This window comes from Pseudonocardia oroxyli (assembly GCF_900102195.1).
Classification (GTDB): Bacteria; Actinomycetota; Actinomycetes; order Mycobacteriales; family Pseudonocardiaceae; genus Pseudonocardia; species Pseudonocardia oroxyli.
Genome location: NZ_FNBE01000019.1, coordinates 41,893 through 57,939 on the forward strand (window position 1 = coordinate 41,893; position 16,047 = coordinate 57,939).

Genomic DNA, 16,047 nt, shown 5'->3' on the forward strand with positions numbered 1-16,047 from the left:
CGCGACCCAGCGCCTCTACCTAGTCGCGTGGGGCAATTGGGTGAAACTCGCCCACGGCACCGACGCTCGGGTGCAGCAACATCTGGCGTTCCCGGACTGTCGGGTCATCCAGGTGGTCGAGGCGAGCCATGTCGACATCACGCAGGCCGAGAGGAACATCGCCGACTTCGCCCATCTATCGCTCATGCCGAGCGGCGGGACGTGACCGGCGAGAACTGACCGGACCGGTCTCGGCGACACGGAGCGTCGCAGCGCGGGCTCGCCGCGCCCGGAATTCACGAACGCCCGCGTTCACAAGATCGTCTGGTCGCGCCCTCGCGACCGCGCAAGGGAACCTTCTGCATATCTTGCTCCGCCCCGGAAGCACGAACGGCGAGTCGTTCGCACTGCACGATCGACGGGTCAGTCCCCGGCGCAGCCGACGCCGTCACCGACGGTGTCGAGACCGAGTCGATAGCCGGGATCGCCCCTCCGGATCGGGGCGGCGCCCGCCGCTCTCACAGCGTCACAGTTCTTGTAGTAGACCGACGCCGGCGGGGCGGGGTCGGCAGTGCGTGGGCTGTCGCGGTTCGGGTCTGGGTCGGGCTGAGGGTTCGGGCGGGGCTTAGGAGTGCCTGCCGGCCTGGTGGTCGTCGTCGGGGCCGGTGTGCGCGTGGTCGGGGTCGGCGCGATCGGGGTGGGGCTGGGGGTCCAGCGGACTGAGGTGGTCGAGGTCGTCGTCGGGGTGCCGAGGACGGACTGGGTGGCCGTCGGGGTCTCGTCCTCTCCCCCGCCGCTGCAGGCGCGGATCAGGCCGCCGAGCAGCAGGACCAGCAGAATCAGGCAGCCGCAGCCGGCAGCCGGGTTCTGCTTCTTCGCGGCCATCACCGAACGCTCGCGAACGAGGGGCGAACAAGGACGAGCGGGGACGAACGAACGACGAGCACATCGGTGTGCCGTCCAGACTGATCGAGCAGACCGTGCGGGGAGCCGGGGAGCTGAAAGGCAGGTCGCGACACGTGCTCGTTGCGTTACGCGCTGTCCACAGTCACGGGAAAGCGTCCGAGTAGTCCACATGTCGATCAATGGCCGTGGCGGAGGGGACGGACCGCAGGTCACGCTCGTGTCGTGACTCCTTCGGCCCTGTTCGGTCGAGCCCCCGGACGACAGCTCCCGAGTACGGAGCGGCGTCCGGTGAGGCTCCTGGGACCACAGCGCCCCAGGAGGATCCCGTGACCGACTTCGACGACCTGCCCGTCCTGCTCACCGTTCCGGCCGCCGCTCGCATCCTCGGGATCAGCCGGGCGGCCGCGTACCGCTACGTCGACAGCGGGGTGCTGCCCTCGAAGCGGCTCGGCGGGCGGATCTACATCCCGCGGGACCGGCTACGGGAGCTGGTCGAGGCCACGTGAGCGGGCGGACGAGCGCCCAGCGCGGGCTGCGCGGGACCGTCTACCGGCGCGGCGCGAAGTGGGCGTTCATGATCGAGCTGGCGCCCGACCCGCTCACCGGCAAGCGGCGGCAGCGGGCGAAGTCCGGGTTCGAGTCCGAAGGCGAGGCCTGGGAGGCACTGGCCGAGGCGAACGGGGAGCTGCGGACCAACACGTTCGTCGCCTCCTCCACCCGCACGGTCGCGGAGTTCTTCGAAGAGTGGCTGGTCAATGCGGCGATGACGCTCAAGCCGACGAGCCTCGCCAACTACACCGCCTTCACCCGCGCCTACGTCGTCCCCGTGATCGGGTCCCGGCGGCTGCAGTCCGTCGAGCCCGCCACCCTCACCGCGTTCTACCAGCACCTGCTCACCTCCGGGCGACGCAAGCGCGACACCGATTCCGAGATGTATGCGCTCTGGAGCCGCAGTCCCGAGGACGCACGGATGGGGGCGGCCGAGATCGCCCGGCGAACAGGCGTCTCCTACTCGGCCGCGAGCAACGCCGTCCGTCGCTACCGCAACGGGAAGGTGCCCCTCCCCGTGGACCCCGGCCTGTCCGCGCGGACCGTCACCTCGATCCACGTCATGCTGCGGCGGGCCTTCGCTGACGCCGTCGAGCTGCGCTACCTCTCGACCAACCCGGCCACCCGGGTCCGCCCGCCTCGCATCGACCGGCGCGGCCACGTGACCTGGACTCCGCAGGAGCTGGGCCGGTTTCTCGCCGCCGCCCGCAGCGACCGCTTCTCCGCCCTCTGGGTCCTGCTCGCGACGACGGGGATGCGGCGCTCGGAGGCCGTCGGGGCGGTCCGCTCGGCGTTCGATCCGGTGGCGGGCACGCTCACCGTCGTCAGTACCCGGGTGGTCGTCTCCGGGCGGGCGAGGCGCTCCGACGGGAAGTCGCGGCGGAGCCGCCGCCTGCTCGGGCTCGACCCCACCACCGTCCAGGTGCTGCGCGAGCACCTCGCCGAGCAGGACCGCGAGCGGGCGGCGTTCGGTGCGTCGTACCACGACGAGGACCTGATGTTCTGCTGGCCGGACGGGCGACCGCTCCATCCCGGCGCGGTGTCCGTGCGGTTCCAGCGGATCGTGCGGGAGGCCGGGGTGCCGCGGATCCGGCTGCACGACGTCCGGCACACCTACGCGACCATGGCGCTGCGGGCCGGGGTGAACCCGAAGATCGTGAGCACCCGGCTCGGGCACGCCACCGTGGCCTTCACCCTGGACACCTACACCGCGGACATCCCCGAGCTCGACCAGGCCGCGGCGGTCACGATCAGCAACCTGTTCCTGCCGCCCCAGGAGCCAAGACCCACAACGATGTTTACCGATCCGCTTACAGAACAGCCTCCGAGCTGACCCCGGATACACCGAGGGGCCCCTGAACCTGCTGGTCAGGGGCCCTTCGGCTGCGTGGGCGATACTGGGATCGAACCAGTGACCTCTTCGGTGTGAACGAAGCGCTCTCCCCCTGAGCTAATCGCCCGCTGCGTTGGAAGAACCTTACATCACCCGAAGAACGGGCTCTGCAACCAGGTCCACTCTTCGAGGCCGACCCAGCCCGCGACCAGGGAGAAGGCGTTGAGGAGCCACAGGGTGGCGAGGACGATCAGGCCGGTCGCGGCGAGGACGAGCAGCTGCACCGCCCAGTGCTGGCGCTTGAGCCAGTCGGTCCAGGCGTCGTACTTGCCCTTGGCGTAGCGCAGCAGGCGCTTCGCCCACTCGAACTCCGAGCCGAGGATCGCGAGGCCCACGAAGACGATCGCCCAGCCCGGTCCGGGGTACGGGATCGCGATGATCCCGGCGATGAGGACCAGGGTGCCGAGCGTCCCGATCGCGATCCGCCAGGTCTTGCGGGCGGTGGGCCGTTCCTCGATGCGCTCACGGAACGCGGCGATCCGGGCCTTCAGGCCCGGCCGCTGGTCCAGTTCCTCAGTGCTCAGATCTCCGCCCGCCCACTCGCCACGACATCGGACGGAGCGGCCGGGGCGGCCCGACCGGGTTCGAGCGAGATCGCGAACTGCGCGAACCCGGCACCGTCCGGCGACGACCCTACCGAGTGCACGGTGGAGTCGCCATCACGCACGTCGAACGTGCCGAGCGGCGCGGGGGTTCCCTCGGCGGGCAGGCCCCAGAGCACGTAGACGTGGTCGCTCGGGTTCGACGGCAGCGCGACCGGCAGGACCATCTGCTGCCCGGCGGGCGTCGCGAGGACGGCGGCCACCGCGGGCCGGCCCTGCCCGGGCGACAGGAAGGCATGGGCTGTGCCCGGCGTGGCCATCTGCTGCACCATCGAGACGAGCGCCTGGGCCCGGGCGGTCTCGGCGTCCCGCTGCGCGGCGAGCTGCGCGCTGTAGACGCTCAGCCCCGCGATCGCGCCGAGCGCCACCAGCGTCGCCGCGGCGACCGCGACGATCCGGCCGCGCAGCCCCCGACGCGGTCGGTGCCGCCCTCGCCCACTCCCCCGTCCGGGTCCGGAGCCCGCCGTGCGGCGCGGCGTCGGCCCGGGTCCGGACACCGGGACGGAGGTCACGGGCGGTTCGGCGAACAGGAGCGCCTCGGTGGGCTCGTTGCCGACCTGGGGCGTGCGCGCGGCCTCCTCGAGGATCCGGCTCCGCAGCCCCGCGGGCGGCTCCTCGGGCTCGACGCCCGCACCCAGCGCGGCGAGGGTCTCCTGCGTCTCCGCGACGACGGCGCGGCAGGTCGGGCAGGTGGGCAGGTGCGCGGCCACCCGGTGCTCCTCATCCGGCTCGAGAACGTGCAGGGCCCAGGCCACGGCGTCGTCGGACTTCGGGCAGTCGCTCATCCCGCAGCCCCCTCGTACCCCGTGGTCGACCCGAGCACCGCGCGCAGGCGGGCCAGACCGGTGAACATGCGCGACTTGACCGTGCCCAGCGGGACGCCGGTCAGGGCCGCCACCTCACGCTGGGTGTAGCCGCCGAAGTAGGCGAGCGCCAGCGCCTGGCGCTGCTCGGCGGGCAGCCGGTGCAGCGCCACCCGGACCTGTCCCGCGACGACCGCGCCCAGCGCCTGGGAGTCCGCACCGGCCTCGGCGGGCAGGGGGAGGTCGTCCCCGGCGTCGGAGGAGACCGTGCGACGACGGATGGTGCTCTCCTTGCGGACCGTGTCGACCGCCTTGTGGTGGACGACCGTGAGCAGCCAGGTCGCGAAGGCACCGCGAGCGGGGTCGAACCGGGTGGGGTCACGCCAGAAGGAGAGGAAGGCCTCCTGCACCACATCCTCGGCCAGCTGCTCGTCGATGCAGATCCGGCGGGCCAGCGACCAGGCGGCGCGGCCGTGCCGGTCGTAGAGGGCGCCGAGCGCGCCGTCGTCCCCGGCCCGCACCCGCGCGGCCAGGCCGGCATCGACCTCGCGGGCCGACGCCCGGGCGGCGGCCTCCTCGGCCCTGTCGACGGCGTCCGCCACCAGTAGGTCCCTCACACTCTGTCTTCGGTCATCGTGCAACGATCGGTTCGGCGTTTCCGGTGCCTGATATGTGGATCACAACCATCTGGGCGATCACCCGTCCTTGCAGGTGGGGCCACTCCCGGAGGAGTGGCCCGTCCACCCGTCCGGGTTAACGCCGCAAACCCGGCGGGCGGATAACGTCCCCCGACCCGTCACATCTTGGCGACACGCTCGTTTTTCCGCACGACGGACCACGCGGCGCGAGAAAGAGGAGCAAGGATGCGCGACCAGCCCATGATCATTCGTGAAGGGGCCTTGTTCGAGCTCGTCACCCCCGATGCACCCCCGGTGCCGGTGCGAGTGGAGCTCTCCTACTCGAGCCGGGACCCGTACGCGGTGCAGGCCTCGTTCCGGACGGGCCAGAGCAGCCCGGTCGACTGGGTGTTCGCCCGCGACCTGCTCGCGGACGGCCTGCTCGCGCCCGCCGGCACCGGCGACGTCCGGGTGAAGCCGATCCTCGGCCCCGAGGAGCGCATCGAGGTCGAGCTGGCCTCGCCCTCCGGACACGCGGTGTTCACCACCGCCGCCCGTCCGCTGGCCGAGTTCCTCGACCGGACCTTCGAGCTCGTGCCCGCCACGAGCGAGTACTCCTGGCTCGACTTCGACGCCGCGCTGGACCAGCTCCTGGCCCCCAACTCGAGCGACGGCGCGCGCGACTGAGACCTGCGTCCGTCGGGCCGCAGCGCTCCCTGCGGCCCGTCACTGCAGGTCAGCCCCATTGACGGGGGGTGGTTTCAGACCCCCCGCAGGGCTAGGATAATGTTCTTCACGTCGGAGCGAGCAGCCCCGACAGGCTCCGGGAAACCGGATGCATGCGGACGTAGCGCAGCTGGTAGCGCATCACCTTGCCAAGGTGAGGGTCGCGGGTTCGAATCCCGTCGTCCGCTCGGAGGAAACCTCGTATTCACTGCCTGGGCCTCCAGGCCGGACCCCCAGTTCGGCCGAGAGTCTGGCGGAGTGGCCGAGTGGTTTAGGCAAGGGCCTGCAAAGCCCTGTACGCGGGTTCGATTCCCGCCTCCGCCTCGGGCGATTAGCTCAGTGGGAGAGCGCTTCCTTGACACGGAAGAGGTCACTGGTTCAATCCCAGTATCGCCCACCACCCGAATGAAGGCCCCCTGGTTCCCCAGGGGGCCTTCGGCGTTCGTGGGGCGAGTTCGGCTCGCCCCTGGTGTGACCCACTCCGCACCTGATGGAATGGGCTCGTGGACGACGGGTTCGCGGTCGAAGTCGGTGCCGGGTCGTTGCGGGGCGAGGGGACGACGCTCCCCCACCGGTGGACGTCGGGCGGAGTGGCCGTGCGCGCCGACTTCACCGGCGCCCACCTGCTCCACCTGGCGGCGGCGGGCTGTGTGCTCAACGACCTCTACCGCGAGGCGGGGCCCCTCGGGATCACCCTCGACGGTGTCCGGGTCACCGCCCGCGGCGGGTTCGACGAGGGGTGGGCGTCCACCGGCATCGTCTACAGCGTCGAGCTGGACACCGCCGCCTCCGCGCAGGAGCAGCAGGCGCTGGTCGAGCGGGTGGACGAGGTCGCCGAGATCCCCCGGGCCCTGCGGGTCGGGACGCGGGTGGAGCGGCGCTGACCTCCGCTCGCCGCCGTGGACCCGGGCTGACGCTTGGGACGCCCAAGCGTCGCTGGGTGGCGCTTGGGCGTCCCAAGCGTCAGGGAGGCGGCCCCAGCGTCAAGCGGGCGTGATGCTTGGGCGGCCCAAGCGTCGCTGGGTGGCGCTTGGGCGTCCCAAGCGTCAGGGAGGCGGCCCCAGCGCCAGGCGGGCGTGATGCTTGGGCGGCCCAAGCGTCACTCAGTGGTGCTTGGGCGTCCCAAGCGTCAGAGGGCGCGCGCCAGGCGTCACAAAGTGTCAGTCGACGAGCCGGGCCACCGTGGCGGCGAGGCGGAGAGAGCCGATCGCGGTGGGGTGGAAGGCGTACCCGTCCGACAGCCCCTGCAGGTCCGGGCTCATCCCGTCCGTCCCGGTGCTGCACAGCGGGCGCAGGTCGGGTTGGGCGACGGCGAAGCCGTACTTCTCCGCACCCGTCCGGAGCACGGCGTTGAGCTGGTCGTTGCGGTCGGTCAGCAGGTCGATCTTGTCCTGGGTGAGCCCGACGGCGTAGGCGGGGCCGCGGGCGTCGGGGCAGGCCGGGTCGGTCTCGCTCGGGAAGGCCCCGTAGGAGGTCATGACCACGACCTGCGGACGGCTCGGGAGCTCGGCGAGGTCCTGCAGCAGCGCCGCGTACTCCCGGTCGAAGGCCCCCATCCGGTAGTCGAACTCGCCGCGGGTGAGGTTGTCGTCGCAGGTCTCGACGCCGTAGCAGTAGGTGATCAGGTCCGACCAGCCCACGTCGTTCGGCCCGATGGCGACGACGACGAAACGCAGGTCCGGCATCTGCTTGAGCAGGGCGACCTGCGGCGGGACCTGGGTCTCGCCGCGCTGCTGCGGGCCGCGCAGGCCTTGGGCGATCGTCGCGCTGGGGCAGGCGAGGTTCCGCACGCCGCCGGGCACCATCGTGGCCAGCTCCCCGGCGAGCGAGTCCGCCGAGCGCTGGCACACGACGTCGTCCCCCTCCGGGTCCGCCACCGGCGGCCCGCCGACGCGGGCGGCGCGGGAGTCCCCGATCACCGCGCCCGCGAACCCGGTCACGGTGGGGCCGACCGGCGCGGGCGTGACGCGGGATGCCCCGACGAGGTCCGACAGCGACCCGACCTGGGCGAGCCCGCGCATGGTCCCGGTGTAGGCGAGCGCCCCGCAGGCGCCCCAGGCCAGGACCGACACGGTGACCGACACCAGCGCCATCCGCCCGATCGTGCCCGAGCACCGGTGCCAGACGTCCGCGACGGTCAGCTCCCCGCCGCGCGCGCGGCGCAGGATCCCGAGCATCCGGGCACAGCCGACCAGCGCGGCGATCGCCAGCCCCGTCCCGACGGCCCCGACCGCGCCGAGCAGGTACCAGTTCACGAACCCGGTCCGCAGCTGTTCGACGGCCTGGGCCGTGGCCTGGGCGGAGGCCTCCGGGTCGAAGACCTTGGCCGCGTCGTCGTTGCGCTGGACGGGACCGAGGGACAGCTGGGGGCGCAGCGGCCCCCACACCTGGATGCGCGGGATGTCGAGCTGGGTGTTGCCGATCTGGACGAGCCCGGCGGGGCCCTCCAGGGACAGGTCGGGCGTGCGCGCCCCGACGGAGATGTGCTGACCGAGGATCCGCAGGTCCTGGGCCGGGGTGAGGGCGATGGTGAGCGGGATGCCGACGGTGAGGCAGAGCAGCACCATCAGCACGGTCGGCCAGGAGCGCAGCTCCCGCCCCAGCGCGCGCATCGGGCGCGGCCGCTCGACCGCGCGCTCGCGGGTGACCACCATCGACGGGCTCCCCTTCGCCGTACCGGTTCGCTCGTGTCGTGTACCGATCAAGATGATGCGGGCTCGCCGGGCGCCGGGGCATCCGGCGAACAGGGGATCCGAGGTGGCCTCACCCACCCGTCCGCCCCCTTGACGCCGGTCGCGCCGGTTGGTCGGCCGCCGGCCGGGTAGTCGCGCGGGCGGCCGGGGAACACCGCACTATCGAGAATGGTTATCATGAGCGACAGCAATCGACTGGAGGCCACCATGCGACCGGACATCCACCCCGCCTACGGACCCGTCGTGTACCAGGACCGGTCCACGGGCGACGCGTTCCTCACCCGCTCCACGGCGACGTCGTCGGAGACGATCGAGTGGTCGGACGGACAGACCTACCCGCTGCTGCGGGTCGACATGACCAGCTACTCGCACCCCTTCTGGACGGGTGCGGCCCGGGTCCTCGACTCCGCGGGCCAGGTCGAGAAGTTCCGCCGCCGCTACGGAACGCGCTGACCGCACACCACGCGCCCGCTCGGGACACCCGCGCGGGCGCGTCGTGCGTTCAGGACCGACTCGGTCAGGGCCGGATACCGAAGTCCTCGGCGGGCACGGGCAGGATCTGTCGGGGCAGCACCTCGGTCGGCACGCCGAAGCGGTCCTGGCGCGGCTTCCACTCCCGCGGATAGCCCAGCGAGGCCTCGACGAACCGGACCCCGTCCTCGTAGGTGACCCGCGGGATGTGCAGGTGCCCGTAGACGACCGCCTGCGCGCGGTAGCGGACGTGCCAGTCCGCGCTGGCCGTCGTCCCGCACCACAGCACGAACTCCGGATAGCGCAGCACGTCCGTCGGCAGCCGGGTCAGCGGCCAGTGGTTCACCAGGACCGTGGGGCCCTCGACGGCGTCGAGCCGGGCCCGGGAGTACGCGACCCGCGCCGCCCCCCAGGCCGCACGGCTCGGGTAGGGGTCCGGGTACAGCAGGTGCTCGTCGGTGCAGACGACCCCGGCCCGGTACGCCGCCGCCAGCCCCTCCTCGGGGGTCGAGGTGCCGCGGGGCAGGAACGAGTAGTCGTAGAGCAGGAACAGCGGGGCGATGGTGACCCCGTCGAACACCGGGAACTCGTCCTCCGGGGTGAGCACGCCGAGTGCCCGGCACTCCTCGACCAGCCGCCGGTACCGGTGCTCGCCGCGCAGGCTCACCGGGTCCTTGGTGCGCGTCCACAGCTCGTGGTTGCCGGGCACCCAGATCACGCGCGCGAACCGGGCGGCGAGGTCGCGGAGCACGGCGACGACGTCTTCGACCTGCTCGGCGACGTCCCCCGCCACGATCAGCCAGTCCCCCGGCTCCCCGGCGAGGGCCTCCGTGACGGCGCGGTTGTCGGGATGGCGCACGTGGAGATCGCTGACGGCGAGCAGGCGGGGCACGCCCCCGTCTACCAAATCGTGGTGGCGCGCGCGAACTTACCGGCGGTAACCTCGCGGGCATGGCGGGTTCCAGGGGTGTGCGCCGGGTGGTCCGATGGGGGCTGCGCCACGGCGTGATGCGACAGATGGTCCGGCGGCAGGCCCGCTCCGGTGAGCTCGGCGGCCGATTGCTGACCGACCCCGCGGTGATCGCCGAGCCGTACCCGTTCTACGAGGAGCTGCGCGAGCGCGGCCGGATCGTGGACACCGGGCTCGCGCTCGCGACCGTGGACCACGCGGTCGCGTCCGAGATGCTCCGCAGCCCGGACTTCGGCACCGGCGGCCGCATGCCCGAGAACCTGCCCGGCTTCGCGAGGACGGCCCTGCGGTTCGGCGGGGACTGGGCCCTCGGGCCCGCCCAGCCGCCGTCGATGCTGGCCAGCGACCCGCCGGACCACACCCGCTACCGCAAGCTCGTGACCAGGGCGTTCTCCGCCAAGAAGGTCGCGGCGCTGCGCACCCGCACCGAGGGCATCGCCGAGGAGCTGCTCGACGGGATGGCGCGCGCCGACGGGCCGAGCGACATCGCGGCGGACTTCGCCGCCCTGCTGCCGGCCACGGTGATCGCCGAGATGCTGGGCGCCCCGCTCGACATGCGCGACCAGTTCCTCGCCTGGGGCGAGGGGGCGGCCCTGAGCCTCGACGTGGGGCTGTCCTACCGGGAGTTCCGGCGCTCCGAGCGCGACATCGACGCCCTGCACGCCTGGATGCTGGGGCACTTCGAGCGCATCCGCCGCGAGCCCGGCGAGGACATCCTGTCGTCGCTGGTCGCCGCGCACGGCGAGGAGGCGCTGAGCGAGGACGAGCTGTCCTCGATCGCGATGCTGCTACTCGCCGCAGGCTTCGAGACCACCGTGAACCTGATCTCCAACGGCGCCGCACTGCTCCTCGAGCACCCGGACCAGGCCGAGCTGCTGCGGGCCGAGCCGCAGCACTGGGGCACGGCGATCGACGAGATGCTGCGCTACGAGTCGCCGGTGCAGCGCACCGGCCGGGTCGCCTACCGGGACGCGGAGCTGGACGGCGTCCCGGTGAAGCGCGGCCAGTTCGTGATCGCGCACCTGGGCGGGGCGAACCGGGACCCGAAGGTCTTCGCCGACCCGCTGCGCTTCGACGTCACGCGGGCGGACGCGCACAAGCACCTCGCCTTCTCCCAGGGCATCCACTTCTGCATCGGCGCCGCCCTCGCGCGGATGGAGGGCGAGGTGGCGCTGCGCGCCCTCGTCGAGCGGTTCCCGGACATGCGGGCCGCGGGCACCCCCGTCCGCCGCCGGACCAAGCTGCTCCGCGGGTACGCGACCGTGCCCGTGACCCTGGACCGGGCGAGCGTCCCCGCGTGAACCCGCGGTTCCTGCTGCTGACGACGTTCCGGAGGGACGGCACCCCCGTCCCGACGCCGGTGTGGTGCGCGCCGACGGCGGACGGCCGGATCGGCGTGTGGACCGCCACCGACACGGGCAAGGTCAAGCGGGTGCGGCGCTCCGGCGCGGTCGAGGTCGCCGAGTGCGACCGGCGGGGGAAGCCGCTCGGCCCCGCCGTGCCCGGCACGGCCGAGATCCTCGACGCCGAGGGCACCCGCGCCGTCCGAGCGGCGGTCATGCGCAAGTACGGCCTGCTCGGCCGCATCCTCGTGACGACCAGCCGGGTGTTCCGCGGGGACCGGGGCACCACCGGCTTGGCGGTCGCGCTCGCCCGCTGAGCGGCGTCCGCCGCCCCGAAGGATCGGGCAGGTCCACCCGACCGGACCTCGCGCAGCGCGCCGCCGCGGGCTCCGCTGAGCCGAACGGCCGCCCCTGCACCCACCACGACCAGGGGTCCTGCTCCGAACAGGCGCTCCTCGGCACACCCCGAAACATTGTGATGATCTTCTCCGAACCCCTCGCTGAACGCCACGAGGGTCGGGGGGACACATGGGCTGGTTCGGTGCTGCGCGCGACCGGTGGAGCAACCGGTTCGGGGACCGATGGGGACGGCTGGTCCGGTGGCTGGCGCCCCCGCCCGAGCCGGGGCCCGCGCCGGGTCGGGCCGATCTCGGTCGGCCCGGCGAGAAGGAGCGCAAGCAGTGGGTCCGCCGGTGGTTCCGCCCGAGTCCCCCGGCCGGGGTGTGGCTGTCCGCGGCGCGTCAGATGCGCTGGGGCGGCTTCCTCGCGCTGCTGGCCCTGTGCCTGCTGGTCGCGGCACCGTGGGGCTTCGCCGCGCTGGTGGGGATCGTCGCGGTGACGCTGTTCACGACGGGGTTCGTGACCTGGCGGACCTGGCACTTCGCGTTCGCCCACGCCGAGGAGAAACCGACCCACCACCACCTCGACCGCACCCTCGACGCCGACCTCGGTCGGATCGCCCAGCAGGCGATGCAACGGTTCCGCGTGACCCCGGACGACCTGCTGCCGGGTCCGACCGGACGCCGCGAGCCGGTCGTCGTCTGCGGGCCCGCGACCTCGGCGCGGCACCGTCCGGACGACACGACCGCCCGCGTCCTGCGGTTCACGAGGTACGTGGTGGCGGTGGTGTGCGCGACACCGGACCGGCTGCAGGTCCTGACCGGCACGCTGACGCTGGAGAGCGGCGGGCTGGGCGAGCTCGACACGCACGACGTGCCGTGGCGCCACGTCGCCGCGCTGCGCTGCGCGACGCGCGCCGCCAAGGAGCTCTCGGCGCACGAGGTCCCCGGCTTCCCGTCCCCGAAGAAGTCCGCGCTGGTCAGCCGCGAGCTCGAGATCAGCGCGACCGACGGCGCCCACCTGGTGCTCAGCGAGGAGACCACCCAGCCCCGTCCCGTCGAGCTGCGCAGGCCCGTGCCCCTGCTCGACGTCGAAGCCTGGCTGTCCGGTCTCGTCGCCACTGCGCCGGACCGCACCGGCCCCCGGACCGACCCGGAGCCGGCCGGACCGCGGCGCATGGCGTCCTGACCCGGTCGCCTTCGGCGTGTCGCGCGCCTTGAGTCCCCCGGTCGGGTACTACTTCGCTGAACGGAGGGGCGGGTGGGGCGCATGAGGCGCAGCGGTGTCTTGACGCGGTCGGCGCCCGCGGACCCCCGGACCGCCGAGGGCCTGTTCCGCGGGGCCGCGGCGGACCGGGTGCCCGCCCTGCTGGCGGCGTTGGCGCTCGGGCTGATCGCACCACTCGGCACGCACGTCGCCGAGCCCGCCCCGGAACCCGCCCCACCGCCGGTCGTCGCGCAGGCCCCGGTGCGGGTGGTGACCCCCGTCGTGCTCACCGACCTGCCCTCGACCGGACCCGACGACCGCCGCATCGCCCTGACCTTCGACGACGGCCCGGACCCCACCTGGACCCCACAGATCCTGGACCTGCTGATCGCCCACGGCGCCAGGGCCACGTTCTGCATGGTCGGCGAGCAGATGGCGAAGCATCCCGAGATCGTCGAGCGGGTGGTCAACGCGGGCATGGGGGTCTGCGCGCACAGCCGCACGCACGACGAGGAGCTGCCGGACAAGGACCCGCAGACCATCGCGGCGGAGATCGGGGACGTCGCCACGCGGGTCCCGGCGGGCACCGTCGTGACCACGTTCCGCGCGCCGGGCGGGAACTGGAAGCCGAACGTCCTGGACGCGGCGGTGGCCCAGCACCTGCAACCGCTCGGGTGGGCCGTCGACCCCCGGGACTGGAAGAAGCCCGGCGCCGACGCCGTCGTCGCGGCCGTCGAGAAGCAGATCCACCCCGGCGCGGTGATCCTGCTGCACGACGGCGGCGGGTCCCGCGCGCAGACCGTCGAGGCGCTGCGGACCCTGCTCCCCCGGCTCGCCGCCCAGGGGTACACGACCGCGCTCCCCTGATCCGGGCGCGGGTGCCTGGACGCCGTCCGCACGCACTGCCACCCTCGGCGACATGCCCAGGAACGACGCGCCGATCGCCGCCAACCCGATCTTCGGGTCCGAGCCGATCACGGTGCCGCGCAACGAGCTCTCCGCCGACGGCCTCGACTCGGACGTCGCGTACCAGATCGTGCACGACGAGCTGATGCTCGACGGCAACGCGCGGCTCAACCTCGCCACCTTCGTCACCACGTGGGGCGAGCCGCACGTCAGGAGGCTGATGGCGGACTCGCTCGACAAGAACATGATCGACAAGGACGAGTACCCGCGGACCGCCGAGCTCGAACAGCGCTGCGTGAACATGCTGGGCGACCTCTGGCACGCGCCCGAGCCCGTCGGGTGCTCGACCACCGGGTCGTCCGAGGCCTGCATGCTCGCCGGCCTGGCGCTGAAGCGGCGCTGGCAGCACCGGCGCCGCGCGGACGGGCTCTCGACGGAGCGGCCGAACATCGTCATGGGCGTCAACGTCCAGATCTGCTGGGAGAAGTTCGCGAACTACTGGGACGTCGAGGCGCGGCTGGTCCCGATGTCCGGGGAGCGGCTGCACCTGGGCGCCGCCGAGGCCGTCGCGCTGTGCGACGAGAACACCATCGGCGTGGTCGCCGTGCTCGGGTCCACGTTCGACGGCAGCTACGAGCCCGTCGCGGAGATCTGCGCGGCCCTCGACCGACTGCAGGCGGAGCGGGGCCTCGACATCCCCGTCCACGTCGACGGCGCGTCCGGCGCGATGATCGCCCCGTTCTGCGACCCCGACCTCGTGTGGGACTTCCAGCTCCCCCGGGTCGCGTCGATCAACACCTCCGGGCACAAGTACGGGCTGGTCTTCCCGGGCGTCGGGTGGGCGCTGTGGCGGGACCGGGCCGCGCTCCCTGAGGACCTGGTGTTCCGGGTGAACTACCTCGGCGGTGACATGCCGACCTTCGCGCTCAACTTCTCCCGCCCCGGCGGGCAGGTGATCGCGCAGTACTACCAGTTCCTGCGGCTGGGGCGGGCCGGCTACACCCGCGTGCAGCAGGTCTGTCGGGAGGTCGCGACCTCACTGTCCGCGGGGATCGCCGCGCTCGGGTGCTTCGACCTGCTCACCGACGGGTCCCAGCTGCCGGTGTTCGCGTTCGTGGTCAAGCCGGGCGAGCCCTTCTCGGTCTTCGACGTCTCCGCCGCCCTGCGCGAGGCGGGCTGGCTGGTCCCCGCCTACACCTTCCCCAAGGACCGCGAGGACGTCGCCGCGCTGCGGATCGTGGTCCGCAACGGCTTCAGCCACGACCTCGCGGGCCTACTGCTCGACGACCTGACCCGGGCCCTGGAGCGGCTCCGGAAGCAGACCGCACCGGTCCGCGGGAGCGAGGCGGCGGGTTTCGCCCACGGCACTTGACAGCTCAAGATAGGCCAGGCTAACTTGAGCGAGTCGCTTCGTGGTGGGAGCGGCGCGTCAGTTCGGGAGAGAACGGCGGTCCCCCTGCATGGGGACCGCCGTTCTCGCGTTCGGCGACGAGCTCAGGCGAGCAGCGACACCGCCGCGCGGGCCTGGGCCTCCAGGCCGACCAGCCGGGTGCGGGCGACCTCGGGGCTCTCGGCGCCCTCGCCCATGTGTCCGGCGGCGTAGCGCGTGTAGACCCCCGCGCCGATGCAGGCCGAGCGCCAGCGCGCGAACGCCTCCCAGTAGGAGGACTCCGCGGCGATCCGGTCGCCCCGCCCGGACCGCTCGACGTACCGGGCCAGGACCTCGTCCCGCTCCGGCCAGCCGGGCAGCGTGGTCGGGCCCGAGGTGATCTCGGGGACCGCGTCCCCGGGGCGCCCCCACGAGGCCAGCAGGTAGCCGAGGTCGGCGAGCGGCTCGCCGAGCGTCGCGAGCTCCCAGTCGAAGATCGCCCCGATGGACCCGTCCGGGCCGAAGCTGAGGTTGCCGGGCCGGTAGTCGCCGTGCGCGATCGTGGTCTCCTCGACCGCCGGCATGCCCTCGACCAGCAGCCGGTGCCCCTCGTCGATCAGCGCGAGGTCCTCGACTGCGGAGTCGTGCGCCTGGCGGTGCCAGCGGCGCAACTGCCGCTCGAGGTAGCTGCCGGGGCGCCGCAGCTCCCCCAGCCCGACGGCGTCCGGCTCGACGGCGTGCAGGGCGGCCAGCACCTCGGCGCAGGCCAGACCGGCCGCCCGGCGGATCTCCTCGGGCATGGCCGCGCCCGCCTCGACGTCCCCGGGCACGACGCCCTCGACGAACCCCATGAGGAAGAAGTCCGCGCCGAGCACGTCGTGGTCGGCGCAGTACGCGACCGCGGGCGCGACGGGGACGGGGGTGTCGGCCAGGGCCGCGATGAACCGCCACTCGCGGCTCATGTCGTGCGCCGTGGCCAGCACGCCACCGGTCGGCGGCCTGCGCAGCGCCCAGTCGGTCCCCGCGGCGTCGGTGATCCGGTAGGTGAGGTTGGAGTGGCCGCCGGAGATCCGCCGCACCTGCACCGGGGTGGGGATCGACGGCACCTCCGCCCGCAGCCACTCGGCGAGGGCCGCGGCGGGCACCGGGTCGGTCGAGACGCTCATCCCCCATAC

18 protein-coding genes and 4 tRNA genes are annotated in these 16,047 nt (G+C 72.9%); 14 read left to right on the forward strand and 8 right to left on the reverse strand.

Features of this window, described 5'->3' with window-relative positions:
- Positions 1–40: 40 nt before the first annotated feature.
- Positions 41–205, forward strand: coding sequence for a hypothetical protein (locus BLS43_RS30205; protein WP_176921520.1), 165 nt, complete (start codon positions 41–43; stop codon positions 203–205).
- Positions 206–402: 197 nt separating this feature from the next.
- Here the strand turns inward: BLS43_RS30205 and BLS43_RS32150 are convergent, their stop codons facing one another.
- Positions 403–1,056: an excalibur calcium-binding domain-containing protein gene (locus BLS43_RS32150; RefSeq protein WP_425438570.1), complete on the reverse strand. Its 654-nt coding sequence runs from the start codon at positions 1,054–1,056 to the stop codon at positions 403–405.
- A 155-nt stretch (positions 1,057–1,211) separates the two neighbouring features.
- On the opposite strand from BLS43_RS32150, the gene BLS43_RS31325 reads away from it, so the two are divergent.
- Together BLS43_RS31325 and BLS43_RS24545 are read left to right on the forward strand one after the other, a co-directional pair.
- Positions 1,212–1,391: a helix-turn-helix domain-containing protein gene (locus tag BLS43_RS31325; RefSeq protein ID WP_245707769.1), complete on the forward strand. Its 180-nt coding sequence runs from the start codon at positions 1,212–1,214 to the stop codon at positions 1,389–1,391.
- Complete coding sequence (locus BLS43_RS24545) at positions 1,388–2,767, forward strand: tyrosine-type recombinase/integrase (protein ID WP_093089070.1); 1,380 nt, start codon at positions 1,388–1,390, stop codon at positions 2,765–2,767. The genes BLS43_RS31325 and BLS43_RS24545 overlap by 4 nt, the downstream gene beginning before the upstream one ends.
- Before the next feature lie 55 nt (positions 2,768–2,822).
- Here the strand turns inward: BLS43_RS24545 and BLS43_RS24550 are convergent.
- The 4 genes from BLS43_RS24550 to BLS43_RS24565 form a co-directional block, all read right to left on the reverse strand.
- Positions 2,823–2,894, reverse strand: a tRNA-Val gene (locus BLS43_RS24550).
- Positions 2,895–2,916: 22 nt separating this feature from the next.
- On the reverse strand, positions 2,917–3,351 hold the full coding sequence (locus BLS43_RS24555) for a TIGR02611 family protein (RefSeq protein WP_342741203.1): 435 nt from the start codon (positions 3,349–3,351) through the stop codon (positions 2,917–2,919).
- Positions 3,348–4,214: an anti-sigma factor gene (locus BLS43_RS24560; RefSeq protein WP_093089072.1), complete on the reverse strand. Its 867-nt coding sequence runs from the start codon at positions 4,212–4,214 to the stop codon at positions 3,348–3,350. The genes BLS43_RS24555 and BLS43_RS24560 overlap by 4 nt, the downstream gene beginning before the upstream one ends.
- Positions 4,211–4,849, reverse strand: coding sequence for a sigma-70 family RNA polymerase sigma factor (locus BLS43_RS24565; protein WP_093089073.1), 639 nt, complete (start codon positions 4,847–4,849; stop codon positions 4,211–4,213). The genes BLS43_RS24560 and BLS43_RS24565 overlap by 4 nt, the downstream gene beginning before the upstream one ends.
- Before the next feature lie 246 nt (positions 4,850–5,095).
- Here BLS43_RS24565 and BLS43_RS24570 point away from each other — a divergent pair, with 246 nt between their 5' ends.
- The 5 genes from BLS43_RS24570 to BLS43_RS24590 all read left to right on the forward strand — a co-directional run bounded on the left by BLS43_RS24570 (position 5,096) and on the right by BLS43_RS24590 (position 6,459).
- A complete protein-coding gene (locus BLS43_RS24570) occupies positions 5,096–5,536 on the forward strand; it encodes an SsgA family sporulation/cell division regulator (RefSeq protein ID WP_093089074.1) in 441 nt (146 codons plus the stop codon).
- A gap of 154 nt (positions 5,537–5,690) precedes the next feature.
- Positions 5,691–5,763, forward strand: a tRNA-Gly gene (locus BLS43_RS24575).
- Positions 5,764–5,827: 64 nt separating this feature from the next.
- Positions 5,828–5,899 (forward strand) — tRNA-Cys (locus BLS43_RS24580).
- Position 5,900: 1 nt separating this feature from the next.
- Positions 5,901–5,975 (forward strand) — tRNA-Val (locus BLS43_RS24585).
- Positions 5,976–6,171: 196 nt separating this feature from the next.
- Positions 6,172–6,459 (forward strand): OsmC family protein, encoded by a 288-nt coding sequence (locus BLS43_RS24590; protein WP_218129997.1) that lies wholly within the window; start codon positions 6,172–6,174, stop codon positions 6,457–6,459.
- Between the two features lie 276 nt (positions 6,460–6,735).
- Here BLS43_RS24590 and BLS43_RS24595 read toward each other — a convergent pair whose 3' ends face one another.
- Positions 6,736–8,229, reverse strand: coding sequence for a GDSL-type esterase/lipase family protein (locus tag BLS43_RS24595; protein WP_093089076.1), 1,494 nt, complete (start codon positions 8,227–8,229; stop codon positions 6,736–6,738).
- A 246-nt stretch (positions 8,230–8,475) separates the two neighbouring features.
- On the opposite strand from BLS43_RS24595, the gene BLS43_RS24600 reads away from it, so the two are divergent.
- Positions 8,476–8,721: a type B 50S ribosomal protein L31 gene (locus BLS43_RS24600; RefSeq protein ID WP_093089154.1), complete on the forward strand. Its 246-nt coding sequence runs from the start codon at positions 8,476–8,478 to the stop codon at positions 8,719–8,721.
- A gap of 64 nt (positions 8,722–8,785) precedes the next feature.
- On the opposite strand, the gene BLS43_RS24605 is transcribed toward BLS43_RS24600, so the two are convergent.
- Positions 8,786–9,631 carry a metallophosphoesterase family protein gene (locus BLS43_RS24605; RefSeq protein WP_245707771.1) on the reverse strand — a complete coding sequence of 282 codons (846 nt, stop codon included), beginning with the start codon at positions 9,629–9,631 and terminating at the stop codon, positions 8,786–8,788.
- Positions 9,632–9,690: 59 nt separating this feature from the next.
- Between BLS43_RS24605 and BLS43_RS24610 the strand changes: the two genes are divergently transcribed.
- From BLS43_RS24610 to gad, 5 genes are all read left to right on the forward strand, one after another.
- A complete protein-coding gene (locus tag BLS43_RS24610; protein WP_093089078.1) occupies positions 9,691–11,010 on the forward strand; it encodes a cytochrome P450 in 1,320 nt (439 codons plus the stop codon).
- A complete protein-coding gene (locus BLS43_RS24615) occupies positions 11,007–11,369 on the forward strand; it encodes a PPOX class F420-dependent oxidoreductase (protein ID WP_093089079.1) in 363 nt (120 codons plus the stop codon). The genes BLS43_RS24610 and BLS43_RS24615 overlap by 4 nt, the downstream gene beginning before the upstream one ends.
- Before the next feature lie 211 nt (positions 11,370–11,580).
- Complete coding sequence (locus BLS43_RS24620; RefSeq protein WP_093089080.1) at positions 11,581–12,579, forward strand: hypothetical protein; 999 nt, start codon at positions 11,581–11,583, stop codon at positions 12,577–12,579.
- 81 nt (positions 12,580–12,660) lie between these two features.
- On the forward strand, positions 12,661–13,464 hold the full coding sequence (locus BLS43_RS24625; protein WP_093089081.1) for a polysaccharide deacetylase family protein: 804 nt from the start codon (positions 12,661–12,663) through the stop codon (positions 13,462–13,464).
- Positions 13,465–13,516: 52 nt separating this feature from the next.
- A complete protein-coding gene (gad, locus tag BLS43_RS24630; protein ID WP_093089082.1) occupies positions 13,517–14,875 on the forward strand; it encodes a glutamate decarboxylase in 1,359 nt (452 codons plus the stop codon).
- 122 nt (positions 14,876–14,997) lie between these two features.
- Here gad and BLS43_RS24635 read toward each other — a convergent pair whose 3' ends face one another.
- On the reverse strand, positions 14,998–16,038 hold the full coding sequence (locus tag BLS43_RS24635; RefSeq protein WP_093089083.1) for a phosphotransferase family protein: 1,041 nt from the start codon (positions 16,036–16,038) through the stop codon (positions 14,998–15,000).
- Positions 16,039–16,047: the final 9 nt, after the last annotated feature.